The sequence below is a fragment of the Microbacterium sp. K27 genome (assembly GCF_004794435.1).
In the GTDB taxonomy this organism is placed as follows: domain Bacteria; phylum Actinomycetota; class Actinomycetes; order Actinomycetales; family Microbacteriaceae; genus Microbacterium; species Microbacterium maritypicum_A.
This window is the reverse complement of record NZ_SSDK01000042.1, coordinates 36586-53071: the sequence shown is the minus strand read 5'-3', so window position 1 is coordinate 53071 and position 16486 is coordinate 36586. Positions and strand designations below refer to the sequence as shown.

Here is a 16486-nt window from a genome sequence, read left to right as displayed (position 1 = left end):
TCTCAGCCTATCGGCGCCTCGACCGCCGACTTCTTCTGCTGCACCCACGGGAGCAACCAGGCGGCGAGCACCAGCACCACGCCGGCGCCGACCAGGGCGCCGCCGAGGGTGTCGCTGGCCCAGTGCACCGAGAGGAAGGTGCGCGAGAGCGCCATCGCGAGCACCCACGCCGCGCCGACGATCGCGACCCAGACGCGCGGGAACAGCACCCAGAGCACGAGGGCGATCGTCGCGGCGTTCGCCGTGTGCCCGGAGGGGAACGAGCCGTAGTCGCTCACCACGAGCATGTCGTCGGGCCGCGCCCGCCCGAAGAGCTGCTTGAGCAGTTGCACGCCGGCGGCACTGGCGGCGAAGCAGAGTGCCGCGAACAGCGCGCCACGCCAGCGCCGTGCGAGCACGAGCGCCAGGATCGCCAGCAGCGGCACCCCGAGGATCGCGACCCAGCCGCCGCCGATCCAGTTCAGAACGAGGGCGAAGTCGACCATCCAGTCCGCGCGGACCCCGGCGATCGTCTCGTTCCACCAGTGGTCGAAGCCCGGAGTCTGCGGGTAGGCGAACACGACCACGGCGCCCAGGACCGTTGCGAGCGCGAGGAGGCCCACTCCCCACCACAGCAGCATGCGCCTGTTCATCGTCCTATTCTGTCGGACGACACCTGAAGACTCAGGGAGCGAGCATCCCGACGGTGCGCGGGCGCACGACGAACCACAGCGACAGGATGCCGATCGCGGCACAGCCGACCATGACGGACGCCATGGTGGTCGCGGTGATCCCGGCGTCGTGCGAGAGCCAGCCGACGACGGGCGAGATGAGCCCGGCGACGCCGAAGTTCGTCGCGCCGATGATGGATGCCGCGGTTCCCGCGGCCTTCCCGTGGCGGTCGAGCGCCAGCACCTGCACGTTCGGGAACGTGAAGCCACAAGCAGTCATGAAGACGAACAGCGGGATCACCGTGCCCCACAGGCCGAGGCCGAGCTGGTCGGTGACGATGATCGCGACGCCGGCGAGCAGCAACACTGCGGTCGAGTAGGCCATGACCCACTGCGGTCCGAAGCGTGCGGCCAAGCGGGAGGCGGTCTGCACGCCGACGACCACGCCGAGCGAGTTCACGGCGAAGAGCAGACCGTACTGCTGTGCATCGAGCCCGTGAGTCACCTGGAACAGGAAGGGCGACGCCGACAAGTAGGAGAACAGTCCGGAGAACGTCATGCCGCCGATGACGAGCACGCCGAGGAACACCCGGTCCGAGAGCACCGAGCGGTAGCGCTGCAGCATGGTCGCACCGCCGCGACCCTGGCGCCGGGCGACGGGCAGCGTCTCCGGGATGAACAGGATCGTCGACAGCAGCATGACCACGCCGTAGGCCGCGAGCACGCCGAAGATCCCGCGCCACGGCATGAGCGTGAGCAGCCACGAGCCGATAAGGGGCGCGATGACCGGTGCCACGCCCGAGACCAGAGCGAGGCGGGAGAGCATGACGACCAGTCGACGCCCGCCGAACAGGTCGCGCACGATCGCCATGGCCACCACGCCGCCGGCCGCGGCACCCACTCCCATCAGCACGCGGGCGACGCTGAGCAGCCCGAGGTCCGGTGCGAAGGCCGCCCCGACGCTCGCGAGCACGTGCAGCGCGGTGACGGCGATCAGCGGCACGCGACGACCGACCTTGTCACTGAGCGGTCCGACCACGAGCTGGCCGAGCGCGAACCCGATCATGGTTCCGGTCAGGGTCAGCTGGATCGCGGCGGCCGTGGTCTGGAAGTCCTGCTCCAGCACCGGGAACGCCGGGAGGTAAAGGTCGATCGTGAAGGGGCCGAGGGCGGTGAGCGCGCCGAGCAGGATGATGTACAGCGTGCGGCGGCCCAGGGAGATGGCATCGCCCGGGTGCAGCATGATCGGCGCGGTGGCGGGGTTCGCGCCGAGGGTGCGAATCGCGCCGGTCGCGGTGGGGATGCGGATGCTCCCCGTCGCGGTGCGCTCGGGCTGCGGGATCCGCGATTCGTCGGCGGCAGAATCCCCCGCCTTCACGACGGGGAGGGAATCAGTGCGGGGAGCGTCGGACACGACGTCCTTCCAGAGTTCAGGGGGTGCAAGGGTCGAATCGATTCGACCGGGGAAGCCCCCATGTTACCGCCGCCACGGCCTCGTCCGCCCGCCCACGCGCAGAGCAGAGATGCACCCCCGCGGATGCGAAGGTGCGTCTCTCACGGCCCGGTGCGACGTCAGCGCGAGATGCGGTCGAGTCCCTGCTCGAGGTCGGCGATCAGGTCGCCCGCGTCTTCGATCCCGACGGAGAGGCGCACGATGTTCTCCGGGACCGCGAGCTCGGTGCCGCGCACGGAGGCGTGCGTCATGTCCGGCGGGTATCCGATGAGCGACTCGACGCCACCGAGCGACTCGGCGAGCTGGAACACCGAGGTGCTCTCGACGAAGGCCCGTGCCGCGTCGGCGCCGGCGGCGAGACCGAGCGACAGCATCCCGCCGAAACCGCTCATCTGCTTCGCGGCGATCTCGTGGCCGGGATGCGAGGCCAGTCCCGGGAAGTAGACCTGCGCGAACTCCGGCCGATCCTGCGCCCACTCGGCGATGGCCTGCGCGTTCTCGGAGTGCTGCCGCATCCGCAGCGCCAGGGTCTTGATGCCGCGGGTCGTCAGCCAGGCGTCCAGCGGGGCGGAGACCGCTCCGACCGCGAACTGCTGGAACTTGACCTGATCGAAGAACCGATCATCGCCGAACACGACCGCGCCGCCGAGCACATCCGAGTGCCCGCCCAGGTACTTGGTCGTGGAGTGCACCACCAGGTCGGCGCCGAGCGCGAGCGGCTGCTGCAGCGCCGGCGAGGCGAAGGTGTTGTCCACGACCACGATCAGGCCGGCCGCGTGCGCGATCTCGGCGATCAGAGCGATGTCGACGATCTTCAGGAGCGGATTGCTGGGCGTCTCCAGCCACACGATCTTCGTCTCGGGACGGATCGCCGCGCGGAGCGCATCCACGTCGGAGAGCTCGACCGTCGTGGTCTCGATCCCCCACGGTGCGAGGACCCGGGTGAGCAGCCGGTAGGTGCCGCCGTACACGTCGTTGCCGAGCAGGATGTGGTCGCCGGGCTTGAGGATGCCACGCAGCAGCGCATCCTCCGCGGCGAGTCCCGACGCGAACGAGAGCGCGCTCGCGCCCCCTTCGAGGGCCGCGAGCTGGGTCTCGAGCGAGGACCGCGTGGGGTTGCCCGCACGGTTGTACTCGTAGCCCGCACGCAGGCCGCCGACGCTGTCCTGCACATGCGTCGAGGACTGGTAGATCGGCGGGATGATCGCTCCCGTGACGGGGTCGGGCGCTTGTCCTGCGTGGATGGCTCGGGTGGCGAAAGCGTGATCGGACATGTGTCTCAGCCTACGTCCGCGCCTGCGGGGAGGGCCTCCTGGTTACGCCCCGGGTCGGCCGAGCTCTCGGTGTCTCTCAGCGCGACAGATACGCCAGCAGGTCCTGACGGGTGAGCACGGTGTGCGGCTTGCCGTCTTCGGTCACCAGCAGCGCGTCGGCATCGGCGAGCGCGGCCTTGGCCTGTGCGACGGAGGTGTGGATGCCGACGAGCGGGAGCCTCTCCCCCACGTGCGCGCCCACGGCATCGGTCGCGTTCGCCTCACCGCGGAACAGCAGGTCGAGCAGCCCCTTCTCGTCGACCGTGCCGACCACCTCGCCCATCATGACCGGCGGCTCGGCGCTGAGCACGACCAGCTGCGAGACGTCGTACTCGGTCATCATGCCGATGGCCTCGAGCACGGTGTCGGTCGGGTGGGCGTGCACCAGGTCGGGGATGCCGGCGCCCTGCCGCGACGGACGAGCCGCGAGCACGTCGGCGACGGTCTCCCCGTCCTCCAGCTCGCTGAACCCGTAGGAGCGCATCCATCCGTCGTTGAAGATCTTGCCCAGGTAGCCGCGTCCGCCGTCGGGCAGCAGCACGACCATCACGGCGTCCGCCGGCAGGTCACGCGCGACGCGCAGCGCACCGACGACGGCCATGCCACTCGATCCCCCGACGAGGATGCCCTCCTCGCGGGCGAGGCGCCGGGTCATCGCGAACGCCTCGGCATCGCCGACAGCGACGATCTCGTGCGGCACCGTGGGATCGTACGCACCGGGCCAGATGTCCTCGCCCACACCCTCAACGAGATACGGACGACCGGTGCCGCCGCTGTACACGCTGCCCTCGGGGTCGACCCCGACGATCCGCACCCGCCCTTCCGAGACCTCGCGCAGATACCGCCCCGTCCCCGTGATCGTTCCGCCCGTGCCCACGCCGGCCACGAAATGCGTGACCTCGCCGTCGGTGTCGCGCCAGATCTCGGGCCCCGTGGTCTCGTAGTGGCTGCGCGGACCGTTCGGGTTCTCGTACTGGTTCGGCTTGAAGGCTCCGGGGATCTCGCGGGTCAACCGGTCGCTCACGCTGTAGTACGACTCCGGGCTGTCGGGGGCGACCGATGTGGGGGTCACCACGACCTCGGCACCGTAGGCCCGCAGCACGTCGATCTTGTCTTCGCCGACCTTGTCCGGCAGCACGAACACGCACTTGTAGCCCCGCTGCTGGGCGACCAGGGCCAGGCCGACTCCGGTGTTGCCGCTGGTGGGTTCGACGATCGTCCCCCCGGGCTTCAGATCGCCGGATGCCTCCGCGGCGTCGATGATCCGCGCGGCGATGCGATCCTTCGAGGAACCGCCGGGGTTCAGGTACTCGAGCTTCACGAGCACCGTGCACGCGACGCCCTCGGTGACGTGCTGCAGCTTCACGAGGGGCGTGTCGCCGACGAGGTCGACGATCGAGTCTGCGTACTTCATGCCTTCAGGGTAGACGCGCGGATGCCGCAGACGGGGATGTGTTTCACCCGACCGCGGCATCCGTTCGTCCGAAATGCCCCCTGTGTCTTCCGAAGCGTCAGCCCTTCGTCGATCCCGCCAGCAGGCCGCGGACGAAGTAGCGCTGCAGTGCGAAGAAGACGATCAGCGGCACGATGATCGACACGAAGGCGCCCGCCGTGAGCAGGTACCAGTCGTTTCCTCTCGTGCCCGTGATCTCGGCCAACAGCTTCGTGATCGGCGCCGCGGCGCCGTCGGCGAACACCAGCGCCACGAGCAGATCGTTCCACACCCACAAGAACTGGAAGATCGCGACAGAAGCGATCGCCGGCATCGTGAGAGGCAGCACCACGCGGAAGAAGATCTGCCCACGGGACGCACCGTCGACGCGCGCGGCCTCGATGATCTCTCCGGGGATCTCCGACATGAAGTTGTGCAGCAGGTAGATCGCCAGGGGGAGAGCGAACATCGAGTGAGCGATCCACACCTGGGCGTAGCCCGAGGAGGCACCGAGCGGGGTCGTGACCTGCAGCCCGAAGAGGTTGATCCCTCGGGAGAACGAGCTCAGCAGTGGCACCAGCGCCATCTGGATCGGCACGATCTGCAGCGCGAACACGAAGATGAACAGCGCGTTGCGCCCCTTGAAGTCGATCCACGCGAACGCATAGGCCGCCATGGACGCGATCATCAGCGGCACGATGGTGGCGGGGATCGTGATCGCGATCGAGTTGACGAACGACTCCAGGATCGTGAGCTGCGTCGTGCCGGACTGGAGCACGTCGACGTAGTTCTCGAGCGTCACCTGCGGGTCGGCGAAGAAGGTCCACCAGCCGGTCGTCTGGATCTGGTCCCTCGGCCGGAACGACGAGATGAACAGCCCGAGCGTCGGAATCGTCCACAAAAACGCGATGACGATGGACGCCACCGACGCCCACGGACGGGACAGGCGCTTGCGGGTGCGACCGGCGGCGCCGTCGAACCCGCCGCCGGTGGTGATCGCGCGCGTGCTGACGGCGGCGTCTGACTTCACGGTGTCGGTCATCGGATCTCCCGCTGCTTCTTGATCTGGCGCGCGTTGTAGATCACGATCGGCAACACCAGGATGAACAGGATGACGGAGAGCGCGGCACTGCGTCCCGCCTCGAACTTCGAGAACTGCGTGTACATCTCGTTCGCGAGGGTCGACGTGCCGTAGTTGCCGGCGGTCATCGTGCGCACGATGTCGAACACCTTCAGCGAGGCGATCGAGATGGTCGTGAGCACCACGATGAGCGCCGGGCGGATCGCAGGGACCGTCACCGAGATGAACCGCTGCCACGCGTTCGCGCCGTCCAGCTCGGCCGCTTCCAGCAGCTCCGCCGGTACGCCCTTGATCGATGCGGACAGCACCACCATCGCGAAACCGGTCTGCACCCAGATCAGCACGACGATCAGGAACAGGTTGTTCCACGGCTCATTGAGCAGCCACTGCTGCGGCGTGCCACCGAACCACACGAGGAGCTGGTTGAGCAGACCGATCTGCTCGTACTGCGGGCCACGGTACTCGTAGATGAATCGCCAGATGATGCTCGCCCCGACGAAGGAGATGGCCATCGGCATGAAGACCAGCACCTTGTAGATCTTCTCGCCCCGGGTGCGATCGATGAACACGGCGTACGCGAGGCCGACGATCGTGGAGACCGTCGGAACCAGGAGCACCCAGATGATCGTGTTGATGACGGCGGTGATGCCGTCGGATTGCGTGAAGATCCAGAGGTAGTTCGACAGGCCGACGAACTCCTTCCCCGAGGAGTTCATGAACGACGAGAACATCGTCTGGATCGACGGCAGGACGAGACCGATGATCAGCAACAGCAGCGCCGGAGCCATGAAGGCCACGAGCTGGATCAGATATCCCGCGCCATCGCGGGAACGGTAGTCGAGCCAGAAGAACAAGGCGCCGACGGCGACGGCGACTCCCATCGCCCAGTAATAGGAGTTGAAGAAGAACATCACCGCGAGCGGGATGAGCAGGCACATCGCCAATCGGACGAACGTGTAGACCTTCCCCCTACGGGGAGCGATGTCCACCAGGAGCAGGATGATCGCCACGACCACCGCGAAGGCGATGACCACGGCGACGGCCTGCAGGACCGGCGGGAGCGAGCCGATCCATTTGAAGAAATTAGTCGCGTTCACGGATTCCCCTTCATCACGCGGACCGGATCATCGACGCACACGTCGGAGTGCGCGCCGTGGGGTCAGAGGGGCCGCCCCGGTGCGGGGCGGCCCCTCTGCTGGATCAGCTGCTCGGCCAGCCGGTCTCGATCTGCGTGAGCACCTCATCGGTCGAGGTGCCGTTGACCCATGCGACCATGCCCTTCCAGAACGTTCCGGCACCGACGGCACCGGGCATCAGGTCGGACGCGTCGAATCGGAAGGTGGTGTCCGGGTCCTGCAGGATCTTGATGGTCTCCTGGAGGATCGGGTCCTTCGCGTTCGCGGGGTCGAGGCCGTTGTTCGCGGAGGTCACGCCGCCGAGGCTGACGCGGCTGTTCGCCCACTCAGGGCTGGACAGGTACGCGAGCACCTTCTGCGTCGCCTCGGAGTCGCTGAACCCGCCGACGATCTCACCGGCACCCGTCACGGCCGTGTCGCCCTCGGTCTCGCCCGGCAGCATGAATGCCCAGACGTCGCCGTCCTCCGCGACCTTCGTGCCGTCGGGGAAGAAGCCCGACAGGAACGAGGCCTGGTGGGTCAGCGCGCACTCGCCGCCGGCGAGCTTCGGAGCGACATCTCCGAACGCGGTGGAGTTGATGGAGCGCACGTCACCGAAGCCGGCGTTGACGTTGGCCGGGTTGAGCAGGATGCCGCCGACCGAGTCGAACGCCTGCTTGATCTGCGGGTCGGTGAACTTGACCTCGTTCGTGACCCACTGGTCGTAGACGTCCGGTCCGGACTGACGCAGCACGTAGTCCTCGATCCAGTCCGTTCCCGGCCAGCCGGTCGCGGTGCCCGATTCGAAGCCGGCGCACCATGCGGGGGTTCCGGTGGTCGCCTGGATCTTCTCGGTGAGGGCGGTCATCTCGTCGAGCGTCTTGGGAACCTCGACGCCCCACTCCTTGAACTTCGCCGGCGAGTACCAGATCCAGCCCTTGACGTTCGCCATCAGCGGGGCGCCGTAGAAGGTGCCGTCGACGGTGCCGTAGTTCACCCAGTCTTCGGTCCAGTACTCGTTGGCGTTCTTCTCGACCTCTTCGGGTGCGGGCTTCAGGTAGTCGCGGTCCGCGAAGTCCTTGAACAGTCCCGGCTGCGGGAAGATCGCGATGTCCGGCGGGTTGCCGCCCTGGGCGCGCGTGCCGAGCTGGGTCTCGAAGTCCTGGCTGCCCTCGTACTTGATCGTGATGCCGTTCTCGTCGGCCCAGTCCTTCCAGGACTCCTGGAGGAGCTTCGCCTCGTCATCGACGATCGTTCCGTAGATGGTGACGGTGGCATCGCCCCCATCGCCGCCGTCGGTGCCCGGTGCCCCTCCGGGAGCCCCGCATCCGGCGAGCGCGATGCCCGCGACCCCCAGCAGGGCGAGCGGCGCGTAACGCCGGGAACGCTGTGACAGAGCCATGTGAATTCTCCTCTTCGAGTACAGGTTCCCGACTGGTGCGACGCCACCCCGGGGCATCGTTAGGGAACCGATTCCAGGCCAACCTACTGGCCATGCGCACCCCCGCACAACACGCTAGGGTCACAAGCTCGCAACCATTCGACGTGCTCGCGCCCCCGACGTGGGAGCGCTCCCTCGCTTCCGCTCTGGAACCGGTTTCTTTTTCGTATGCCGGCGACTACGATTTGACGCGGCGCGCACCCCCGCGTCGGGGCCACGCAGCTGCGTGATCAGGTCGAGGAGGACCGATGAGCACGATCGCGGACGTCGCGTCGCGTGCCGGCGTATCGAAGGCCACCGCCAGTCGCGCCCTGAGCGGCCGCGGGTACGTGTCGGAGACCACCCGGCAGCGCGTCGAGGACGCCGCTCGCGATCTCTCCTATGTCGCCCACTCCTCCGCGACGAGCCTGGCCACCGGGCGCACGCAGACAGTGGGCGTCGTGATGCCGCCCGTGGACCGATGGTTCTTCGCCGAGCTGCTCGCCGGCGTTCAGGAATCGCTGTTCGCCCTCGACTACGACCTGTCGCTCTACGGCGTGCCGGAAGGGTCGCAGACCAGGGAGCGGTTGTTCGAGAGCGTGCTTCCCGGCCGGCGGTTCGACGGGATCATCGCGGTCGGCATCCAGCCGAGCGCCCGGGAGCTCGAGCGCCTGCAGCAGACCGGGCGGCCGCTCGTGAGCGTCGGCCCGTACAGCGAGGGTTCCAGCGCGGTGTCGATCGACGACACGGCCGCCGCGCGCATCGCGACCGAGCACCTCATCGAGCTCGGGCACACCGACATCGCCTTCGTCGGCGGATCGACGGACGCGGCCACGCTGAGCTACGGTGACGCGCAGCGGCTGGAGGGTTATCGCGGCGCATTGCAGGCGGCCGGAATCGCGGCTCATGCGCGCGTCGCCGGCGGGGCTCCGACGATGCCCGGCGGGTACACCGCGGCAGCGGGACTGCTGGGAGACCGACGGCGGAGGCCGACGGCGATCGTGGGAGTGTGCGATGAAGCCGCGATCGGGGCGATCATCGCCGCGCGGCGACTCGGAATCGCCGTGCCGACCGAGCTCAGCGTCGTCGGCATCGATGATCACGAACACGCCGACATGTTCGCGCTGACCACGATCGGACAGTCACCGCGCGACCAGGGCCATGAGGCGGTGCGCCTCCTGACGCAGCGGATGGAGCACCCCGACGCACCGCTGGAGCGCATCTACGCGGCGTCGGCCCTCGTCGTGCGCAGCTCGACGGCTCCTCCGCGCTGACTTCGCAGCATGCCGGGATGCAGGCCGGGCTCGTGGTGCCACGCGACCCCGGCCCGGGCTCCTGGTGCACCGGGAGGACAGCCCCGGGAAGCGTCGGCAACGGCGGAAACCACCCGGAACGCACGAAGGCCCCGGGGCGAACCCGGGGCCTTCGACGAGAAACGCGTGAGCGTCGCGATTACTTGAGGGTAACCGTGGCGCCTGCCTCTTCGAGAGCAGCCTTGGCCTTCTCGGCGGTCTCCTTGTTGGCGCCCTCAAGGACGGCCTTCGGGGCACCGTCGACGACAGCCTTGGCCTCGCCGAGACCCAGCGAGGTGAGCTCGCGGACGGTCTTGATGACCTGGATCTTCTTGTCGCCAGCAGCCTCGAGGATGACGTCGAAGGAGTCCTTCTCTTCCTCAGCCTCAGCAGCGCCTGCGCCACCCGCGGCACCGGCGACGGCGACGGGAGCAGCAGCGGTGACCTCGAACTTCTCCTCGAACGCCTTCACGAACTCGTTGAGCTCGATGAGGGTCAGGCCGGCGAACTGCTCGAGCAGTTCCTCGGTGGAAAGCTTCGCCATGATGTATCTCCTAGATAGATGGGGTTTGTAGACGAGATCGCAGGTCGCTTACGCGGCCTCTGCGGTCTCCAGCTTTTCGCGAAGAGCATCGATGGTGGCGGCAGCCTTGCCCATCGTCGCCTTCATCATGCCCGCAGCCTTCGCCAGCAGAACCTCACGGCTCTCGAGCGCGGCGTACTTGTTGACCTCGTCCGCGGTGAGGGCGTTGCCCTCGAAGATGCCGGACTTGATCACGAGAAGCGGGTTGGCCTTGGCGAAGTCACGCAGAGCCTTGGCGGTGGCGACGAAGTCACCGTGCACGAACGCGACAGCCGACGGACCCTTGAGGTCGTCGTCCAGCGCGGAGATGCCAGCCTTGTTGGCGGCGATCTTGGTCAGCGTGTTCTTCACCACGGCGTACTCAGCGTCCTGACGGATGCTGTTGCGCAGCTCCTTGAGCTGGGCAACCGTCAGACCGCGGTACTCGGTCAGCAGAACGGCAGTCGAGTTCTCGAATGACTTCGTGAGCTCGGCGACCGATGCATCCTTCTGCGCCATGGTCACTCCTTGGTGTGTACGAGGCGCCGCACGGTGGTGAGGCGCCGACCTGGACCACCTGCAAGAAAAAAAGCTCCGGCGCAAGCGCACGGAGCTTTGAGAGTTCGTGGCCTGCGCGGGCCCCTGCTATGCAGAGCTTCGATCGCTGCGTGCTTGCGCACACGACGATGACCAGCGGTCTTCGGTTCGAGATAACTGTACCCCACCCGCCCCGCTCCCCCAAATCCCCACCCCTCCGCCACCGTCCGTCCTCCGTCCTCCCTCCTCCGCCTCTCCGCCCCTCCGCCCTCCCTCCACCCTCCGCCCTCCGCCCTCCGCCCTCCGCCCTCCGCCGAGCGCACCGGATCTCAACGAGTGCACGGGTTCCCAGCACGAAGTTGCCGTGCGCTCGGCGAGATCCCGTGCACTCGACGCGACAGCCTGGCAGCGGGGCGACTCAGGGTGGGGTGATGTGGAAGGAAGAGAGGCGTGTAGCCAAGGCGGCGGGGGTTGCGATGTGCTCAGACCCCCACCGCGCGAAGCCCCAACGGGTTCGACCCCGGATCCAGTCCTCTCGCTGCTTCTCTGCCAACAGCACCTGCTCGAGCGTGCGCTCCGAGCGCAGCGCTTCATCGAGGTATTTGGTCTTTCCATCGAACTCGCCGAAGCTGCGGACATCGGTAAGCCCGAAGTCGACGAAGTACTGCGTGCCGTCCGGTCCGTCGACCGGAACCTGCAGCTCGGGATCGGCGAAGCCGAGTCTGCGCAGTTGCAGTCGGCTCACGCTCTCGCCGGGAAGCTGCGCCCGCCCATCGGCGAACTCCGCCACCCACCGTGCCTGACGGATCCCCCGGGCACCTCCGGCCTCGCTCAGCCTCTCGCCGAGTCCACGACGCCACGCGACGACAGCATCCAGGTCCCACTCCCATTGCCGCTCGGCAATCTGCCGCTCCGCCGCATCAGCCGCTGCGACGGCCGCGGCCACCGGCAGCGAGCGGATGAGATCGAAGACCGTTCGCGACAACGACGTGCATCGGATCCCGCCGCGCACTGTGACGTCGGCGGCCGGCAGAGGAGCGACATGACGGAACACATCCGGTGCACTCGAGATGCGCCTCGGCGTCGCCGTCGTCATGTGCACCCGGGCGGGCCGCATCGCGTAGAGCGGCAAACCCCAGAGCACGGCGGCGGACGCGTGCGACATCACGGCTGGCCCCCGTGCGTCGCGCGCCACCGCGATGACATGGGCGTGGTGCCTCTGCTCCGGCCACAGATTCTCCCGAGCAGTCGAAGACATGAACCATCCACGGCGGAAGGCGAAAAGCTCTCCTTCCCGCACCGCAGCGGTGATCCTCCGATCCGTCCATCCGTGTTGGAGGAGGTCTGTGCGCGAGCGGACGAGCTGAGTAAGAGCGGGTGATACGTGCGGCATGCCCCATGGTTGCCTCTCGCCACCCCTCACTTTCCCTCTTTCCCCACCCTCCCCCGCCGTCCCTCCGTTTCCTCGTCCGTTCTGCGAATGTGCAGGAGCACTGGCACGCTCGTCGCGTGCACGGGATGTCGCCGAATGGACGGCGTACTCACGTACAGGTCCCGTGCGCTCGACGAGATGCCGTGCACTCGACGGCGAAACGAGGCAGGGAGCGGCAGGGAGCGGGAGGGGCGGGGCGGGGCGAGGGCGGGGGGGCGGGAGGGCGGCGTGTACGGGAGGGAGGGTCGGCGCGCGGGGTTAGGGTCGAAGGGTGACCCCGGAACTCTCTGCACGCATCGTCGCGGACTCCCGCGACCGCGTGGCATGGTTGCGAGCCCGCTCGCGGGGCATCACGGCCACCGACGTGGCAGGTCTCACCTCGGAGAAGTCGATCGCCCGCGCGGCCGACTCCAAGCTCGGCGGCGGACCCCGCTTCGGCGGCAACGCCTACACCGATCATGGTCGACGACGCGAGCCCGAGATCGCGGCATGGGTCGCGGCCACCCATGGCATCCTTCCCTCCTCCGCACTGTTCCGCGCCGAGGTCGAGCACCGGCACCTGGCCACCCCCGACGGCATCGCGGTCGACGCCGACGGACGCGTGAAGCTCGCCGAGATCAAGACCACGAACAAGGCGTTCCGGGGTATCCCGCGCACCTACCTCCGTCAGGTGTGGTGGCAGCAGCACGTGCTCGGTGCCGAGCGGACCCTGTTCGTCTGGGAAGAGCACGTCGACTTCGCCCCGATCCACGATGAGCCGCGCTGCGTGTGGATCGACCGCGATGACCGCGAGATCGCGAAGCTCGTCGGCCTCGCCACGGATCTCATCGATGAGCTCTACCGACGCACCACCGGCCAGCAGGTTCCGAGCCGGGTGATGGATGCCGCCGCGAGCCGGCGCGAACAGCTCCGTGAACGCGACGCGTTCCGCGCGCTGGCCCTCGCCGACTGATCCGACCCCGCCGAGGCCGAGCCCGGCCTCACGTGCAGGTGTTGTTGCCACCGAGACCGAGCAGACCTCCGACCGAGAGCGTGCGTGTCGCGGCCGGTGAGACCCACGACGTTCCCGCGTAGATCGTCTCGACCTTCACCGCGTTGGACGATCCAAGAAGACTCCCCAGCAGCGTGTTCAGCAATCCGGAGCTGATCGTGGACGAGTAGGTGTAGGGGCCGGATCCGCTCTGCGTGACGTTGCTGTTGTCGACGACGACGTTGTTGATCGACAGCCGCTGCTGCACGGTCAGGTAGGGCGATGTCCACGTGATCGTGAAGCCGGTGAACGTGCCGAGGAAGCTCGTCACCGTGCACGAGGTGACCACGGGGGCGGCCAGGGTCGCCGCGGTGAACGTGCGCGTCGCATACTCGCTGTCGGTGAATGCGGCGTCGGTGACCTGCACAGCGGGCGTCGAGGCGACGCCGACGAGCACGACGAGGCCGAGGGCTCCTGCCAGGATGCGTGCGCGCGTCGGCCGCCTCATCGTCGACTCCGCGTCTCTGACGTCGCGCGTCGACGCCGACCCGCGAGTGCGATGCCCGACGCCACCAGCGCCGAGCCGGCCATGACCGCCCACGGCATGCCCTGTGGCAGCCCCGTCGTCGCGAGGCCGCCGTCCGACCCCACGATCACCGTCTCGCCCGCCCCCTGCGCGTGCACGCGCACATCGGTGCTGCCCGCACCCGCACCCCCGGAGGGATCCAGGAAGATCGCGAGGCGAAGATGCGCCGTCTCGGTGTCGGCGACCTGTGCGAGCGGGATCTCGACCCCGTCGCGCGGGATGCTCCACGCCGTACGAAGCGTGGCGGCACCATGGGGACATCCGGCGTCGGTCCATTCCTGCAGGCACAGGGAGACGTCGAGGAGCAGCTGCGCATCACCCGTCGCGCTGACCGCGATCCGCACGACCCCCGGATCCGGGGCATCGGCACTCACCGCGATGTCCCATTCCACCGGCTGTCCCGGCAGCAGACTGCTGGCTGCCGTCCAGTCCGCGACGGAGACGAGGCGCAGGACCGACCCCTGGATGATCTGCGTCGTCGGCGCACCCCATGCGGCCGTCGGCATCGTGACCACCGGCATCGTGACCGCGAGGACGGAGAGCAGGACGACGGCGAGCGCGCGCCTCATGGCCCGTTCCCGTCGGGATCGCGCCCGGACCGGCGCTGCCCGCGCGGCCAGAACGCCCAGACGACCAGCGACGTCGCCGCAACTGTCAGGGCTCCCAGCACGATCGGGTTCCCCATACCCGCGACGACGAGCGCGATACCGGGAACGGAGAACAGCACCTTCCGCACCGATGTCACCGAGTAGGGGAAGGGATCGTCTGCGGCGTTCGCGTCGCCACGCATCGTGATCACCCGTTCATCCGCGCTCGCACCCCGGACGATCGTGGTGACGCGGTGGGTCACCGGCAGCTCCCCTTCGCGGTCGACGGTCACGACGTCGCCGACCTCGATCTCGGTCGCCGGGACGCGCTGCACCACCGCGACGGAGCCCGCGGGGATCGTTGGGGACATCGACCCTGTGCGGAACATGATGAGCGTGATCTGCGCCGTGAAAGCGAGCACGACGAGCAGGATGCAGATCGCCCCGGCGACCGCGGCCATCCAGAGCAGCGCGTCGCCGATCACACGCCCCGGCCGCATGCCGGTATGTACCCTCGCCGCGGTCGCGTGGGGTTCGACCGCGGCGAGGGACGTCTCTTTCTCGCGCAGGCTCCTTCGCGTCATGGGGGTCGTCATCTCGTCCTCCTCCCTGCCATCCGCGCCTACGACGACGTTCCGAGGAACTGCCAGGTCTGCGTCATCGAGAGTCCCTGCGCGGCGTTCGGGGCCGTCGTCGGGAGGGTGACCGCGAAGCAGTAGTTGACCTGAGCCGCACCGTTCGCCGTCACCGCCTGCGTCCCCGACCCCCCGGCGGTGAGCGCCGACCCGTCCGCGACGACGGCCGTCCCCGCCGCGTACGTGGTCGCGTTGCAGGTGGTGCCCGCGATCGTGCGCACACCGTAGGTGAGATACGTCGCGAGCCCCGTGCCGCCGGGTGTTCCCGCGGTCAGCTGGAGGGTTCCCGCCACCGAGGGGTTCGCCGTCTTCACGCTGAACAGCGCATACGTCGCGTTCCCCGGCGCCATCGCGGTGGGTGCGAGCTGGAAGTTCAGGGTCGCCGCCGCGCCCGTGGTGGCGTGACTCGAGAACGTGGAACCGTCGACCGCTCCGACGATGTCGAATCTCCCGGCCGTGAAGCTGGCGGATCCGTACTCGGAGTCATTCCAGGCGGCGAGGGTGGCGGCGACGCCGATGCCGAGCACGAGCCCGCCCGCGAGGACGGCTCTCAGCCGACGGGAGCGCAGCCGCCGCCTCTCCCGCACATCTCTGCGGGTGACCATCACATGCTCAGTTCGTCGACGTGGCCGTGAACTTCCAGGTGGCGTTGGTCACCAGGCTCGGCGTGAGCGACGCATCCGCCGTCACCTTGAAACACAACTGCACCGCCGTGCCGGGCACGGCCGATGTGCCGCCGGCCGTGAGCGGAACCTGCGTCACGCCGGTCTGCACATCGAGCGTCGCTCCGGTCGCGATGGGCGTGCCCGTGGCACTCGCCGCGTTGCACGTGGCGCCCGGCGCGAGCTGGTAGATCGAGTACGACAGATGACCGGTGTTCGAACTCGCGGCGGGGTCGGCCGTCGTGCCGTCGGCGACGAGGTTCGCTCCGCTCGTGGTGCCGGCTGCGAGGCGCACCCAGAATCCGGCGTAGACCGAACTCGTCGGCGACATGTTGCCCACGAGCCCCGCCGGCAGGGTGAAGGCGAGAGTCGCCGCGGTGCCGGCGGAGTTGTGGTCGGCGTACGCGGTGCCGTCGGTGGACCCCTGCAGATTGAATGCGCCCGCGGTGAACGTGCCGTTCGCGAACTCGGAGTCGTTCCAGACCGCGAGCGTCACTGCGGTGCCGATGCCGAGCACGAGTCCACCGGCCAGTACCGCCAGGACCTTGCGCTGGGTTGCCTTGGTTGCCATGTCGCTTCCCCCTCAGGAATTCGTGAACCACGCGAATGCCTGTCGTCCGGTCGCCCCTCAACGACCCCGCATCCGCGCGTTTGCGCCATCCTCTCCCCGCCTCATCCGCAGAACAAGGCGATTTCGCGCACGACATTCGCTCATCCCGCGCAGATCCGAATCCCTCTCGAAGATCGTTGACGTATATC

Annotated in this window: 17 protein-coding genes; 2 read left to right on the top strand and 15 right to left on the bottom strand. The window is 68.2% G+C overall.

The window, feature by feature from the left end:
- Positions 1 to 2: 2 nt before the first annotated feature.
- The 7 genes from DW307_RS13275 to DW307_RS13245 all read right to left on the bottom strand — a co-directional run bounded on the left by DW307_RS13275 (position 3) and on the right by DW307_RS13245 (position 8446).
- Complete coding sequence (locus DW307_RS13275) at positions 3 to 632, bottom strand: phosphatase PAP2 family protein (RefSeq protein ID WP_029258737.1); 630 nt, start codon at positions 630 to 632, stop codon at positions 3 to 5.
- 31 nt (positions 633 to 663) lie between these two features.
- Positions 664 to 2064, bottom strand: coding sequence for a multidrug effflux MFS transporter (locus tag DW307_RS13270; RefSeq protein ID WP_205810497.1), 1401 nt, complete (start codon positions 2062 to 2064; stop codon positions 664 to 666).
- 158 nt (positions 2065 to 2222) lie between these two features.
- Complete coding sequence (locus tag DW307_RS13265) at positions 2223 to 3377, bottom strand: cystathionine gamma-synthase (protein ID WP_029267308.1); 1155 nt, start codon at positions 3375 to 3377, stop codon at positions 2223 to 2225.
- 76 nt (positions 3378 to 3453) lie between these two features.
- Positions 3454 to 4830, bottom strand: coding sequence for a cystathionine beta-synthase (locus DW307_RS13260; RefSeq protein WP_029267310.1), 1377 nt, complete (start codon positions 4828 to 4830; stop codon positions 3454 to 3456).
- A 97-nt stretch (positions 4831 to 4927) separates the two neighbouring features.
- The gene (locus tag DW307_RS13255; protein WP_021199170.1) at positions 4928 to 5890 is read right to left on the bottom strand and encodes a carbohydrate ABC transporter permease; all 963 of its coding nucleotides are present in this window, start codon (positions 5888 to 5890) and stop codon (positions 4928 to 4930) included.
- Positions 5887 to 7026, bottom strand: a complete 1140-nt coding sequence (locus DW307_RS13250; RefSeq protein ID WP_029267312.1) for a carbohydrate ABC transporter permease — start codon at positions 7024 to 7026, stop codon at positions 5887 to 5889. Before DW307_RS13250 ends, DW307_RS13255 begins: the two co-directional genes overlap by 4 nt.
- Positions 7027 to 7129: 103 nt before the next feature.
- Complete coding sequence (locus DW307_RS13245) at positions 7130 to 8446, bottom strand: ABC transporter substrate-binding protein (RefSeq protein ID WP_021199172.1); 1317 nt, start codon at positions 8444 to 8446, stop codon at positions 7130 to 7132.
- Positions 8447 to 8733: 287 nt separating this feature from the next.
- Here DW307_RS13245 and DW307_RS13240 point away from each other — a divergent pair, with 287 nt between their 5' ends.
- Entirely contained in the window at positions 8734 to 9738 is a 1005-nt protein-coding gene (locus DW307_RS13240; protein WP_021199173.1) for a LacI family DNA-binding transcriptional regulator, read from the top strand.
- Positions 9739 to 9916: 178 nt separating this feature from the next.
- Here the strand turns inward: DW307_RS13240 and rplL are convergent, their stop codons facing one another.
- From rplL to DW307_RS13225, 3 genes are all read right to left on the bottom strand, one after another.
- On the bottom strand, positions 9917 to 10300 hold the full coding sequence (gene rplL, locus DW307_RS13235) for a 50S ribosomal protein L7/L12 (RefSeq protein WP_017829128.1): 384 nt from the start codon (positions 10298 to 10300) through the stop codon (positions 9917 to 9919).
- 48 nt (positions 10301 to 10348) lie between these two features.
- Positions 10349 to 10837: a 50S ribosomal protein L10 gene (rplJ, locus tag DW307_RS13230; protein WP_017829129.1), complete on the bottom strand. Its 489-nt coding sequence runs from the start codon at positions 10835 to 10837 to the stop codon at positions 10349 to 10351.
- Between the two features lie 436 nt (positions 10838 to 11273).
- The gene (locus DW307_RS13225) at positions 11274 to 12113 is read right to left on the bottom strand and encodes a hypothetical protein (protein ID WP_051670949.1); all 840 of its coding nucleotides are present in this window, start codon (positions 12111 to 12113) and stop codon (positions 11274 to 11276) included.
- 445 nt (positions 12114 to 12558) lie between these two features.
- On the opposite strand from DW307_RS13225, the gene DW307_RS13220 reads away from it, so the two are divergent.
- On the top strand, positions 12559 to 13239 hold the full coding sequence (locus tag DW307_RS13220) for a YqaJ viral recombinase family protein (protein WP_029267314.1): 681 nt from the start codon (positions 12559 to 12561) through the stop codon (positions 13237 to 13239).
- 28 nt (positions 13240 to 13267) lie between these two features.
- Here DW307_RS13220 and DW307_RS13215 read toward each other — a convergent pair whose 3' ends face one another.
- Genes DW307_RS13215 through DW307_RS13195 form a run of 5 tightly spaced genes read right to left on the bottom strand, consistent with a single transcriptional unit; the run spans position 13268 to position 16298 of the window.
- A complete protein-coding gene (locus tag DW307_RS13215; protein WP_029267316.1) occupies positions 13268 to 13765 on the bottom strand; it encodes a hypothetical protein in 498 nt (165 codons plus the stop codon).
- On the bottom strand, positions 13762 to 14412 hold the full coding sequence (locus DW307_RS13210) for an LPXTG cell wall anchor domain-containing protein (RefSeq protein WP_029267318.1): 651 nt from the start codon (positions 14410 to 14412) through the stop codon (positions 13762 to 13764). Before DW307_RS13210 ends, DW307_RS13215 begins: the two co-directional genes overlap by 4 nt.
- Positions 14409 to 15026 carry a signal peptidase I gene (locus tag DW307_RS13205; RefSeq protein WP_029267320.1) on the bottom strand — a complete coding sequence of 206 codons (618 nt, stop codon included), beginning with the start codon at positions 15024 to 15026 and terminating at the stop codon, positions 14409 to 14411. The genes DW307_RS13210 and DW307_RS13205 overlap by 4 nt, the downstream gene beginning before the upstream one ends.
- Positions 15027 to 15052: 26 nt before the next feature.
- Positions 15053 to 15670, bottom strand: coding sequence for a SipW-dependent-type signal peptide-containing protein (locus DW307_RS13200; RefSeq protein ID WP_029267322.1), 618 nt, complete (start codon positions 15668 to 15670; stop codon positions 15053 to 15055).
- A gap of 7 nt (positions 15671 to 15677) precedes the next feature.
- The gene (locus DW307_RS13195) at positions 15678 to 16298 is read right to left on the bottom strand and encodes a SipW-dependent-type signal peptide-containing protein (RefSeq protein ID WP_029258901.1); all 621 of its coding nucleotides are present in this window, start codon (positions 16296 to 16298) and stop codon (positions 15678 to 15680) included.
- Positions 16299 to 16486: the final 188 nt, after the last annotated feature.

Coding starts and splice junctions, on each gene's coding strand:
- rplL (WP_017829128.1), bottom strand. CDS start 10,300: ATGGCGAAGCTTTCCACCGAGGAACTGCTCGAGCAGTTCGCCGGCCTG.
- DW307_RS13210 (WP_029267318.1), bottom strand. CDS start 14,412: ATGAGGCGCGCGCTCGCCGTCGTCCTGCTCTCCGTCCTCGCGGTCACG.
- rplJ (WP_017829129.1), bottom strand. CDS start 10,837: ATGGCGCAGAAGGATGCATCGGTCGCCGAGCTCACGAAGTCATTCGAG.
- DW307_RS13260 (WP_029267310.1), bottom strand. CDS start 4,830: ATGAAGTACGCAGACTCGATCGTCGACCTCGTCGGCGACACGCCCCTC.
- DW307_RS13195 (WP_029258901.1), bottom strand. CDS start 16,298: ATGGCAACCAAGGCAACCCAGCGCAAGGTCCTGGCGGTACTGGCCGGT.
- DW307_RS13205 (WP_029267320.1), bottom strand. CDS start 15,026: ATGACGACCCCCATGACGCGAAGGAGCCTGCGCGAGAAAGAGACGTCC.
- DW307_RS13245 (WP_021199172.1), bottom strand. CDS start 8,446: ATGGCTCTGTCACAGCGTTCCCGGCGTTACGCGCCGCTCGCCCTGCTG.
- DW307_RS13200 (WP_029267322.1), bottom strand. CDS start 15,670: ATGGTCACCCGCAGAGATGTGCGGGAGAGGCGGCGGCTGCGCTCCCGT.
- DW307_RS13225 (WP_051670949.1), bottom strand. CDS start 12,113: ATGTCTTCGACTGCTCGGGAGAATCTGTGGCCGGAGCAGAGGCACCAC.
- DW307_RS13255 (WP_021199170.1), bottom strand. CDS start 5,890: ATGACCGACACCGTGAAGTCAGACGCCGCCGTCAGCACGCGCGCGATC.
- DW307_RS13275 (WP_029258737.1), bottom strand. CDS start 632: ATGAACAGGCGCATGCTGCTGTGGTGGGGAGTGGGCCTCCTCGCGCTC.
- DW307_RS13265 (WP_029267308.1), bottom strand. CDS start 3,377: ATGTCCGATCACGCTTTCGCCACCCGAGCCATCCACGCAGGACAAGCG.
- DW307_RS13240 (WP_021199173.1), top strand. CDS start 8,734: ATGAGCACGATCGCGGACGTCGCGTCGCGTGCCGGCGTATCGAAGGCC.
- DW307_RS13215 (WP_029267316.1), bottom strand. CDS start 13,765: ATGAGGCGGCCGACGCGCGCACGCATCCTGGCAGGAGCCCTCGGCCTC.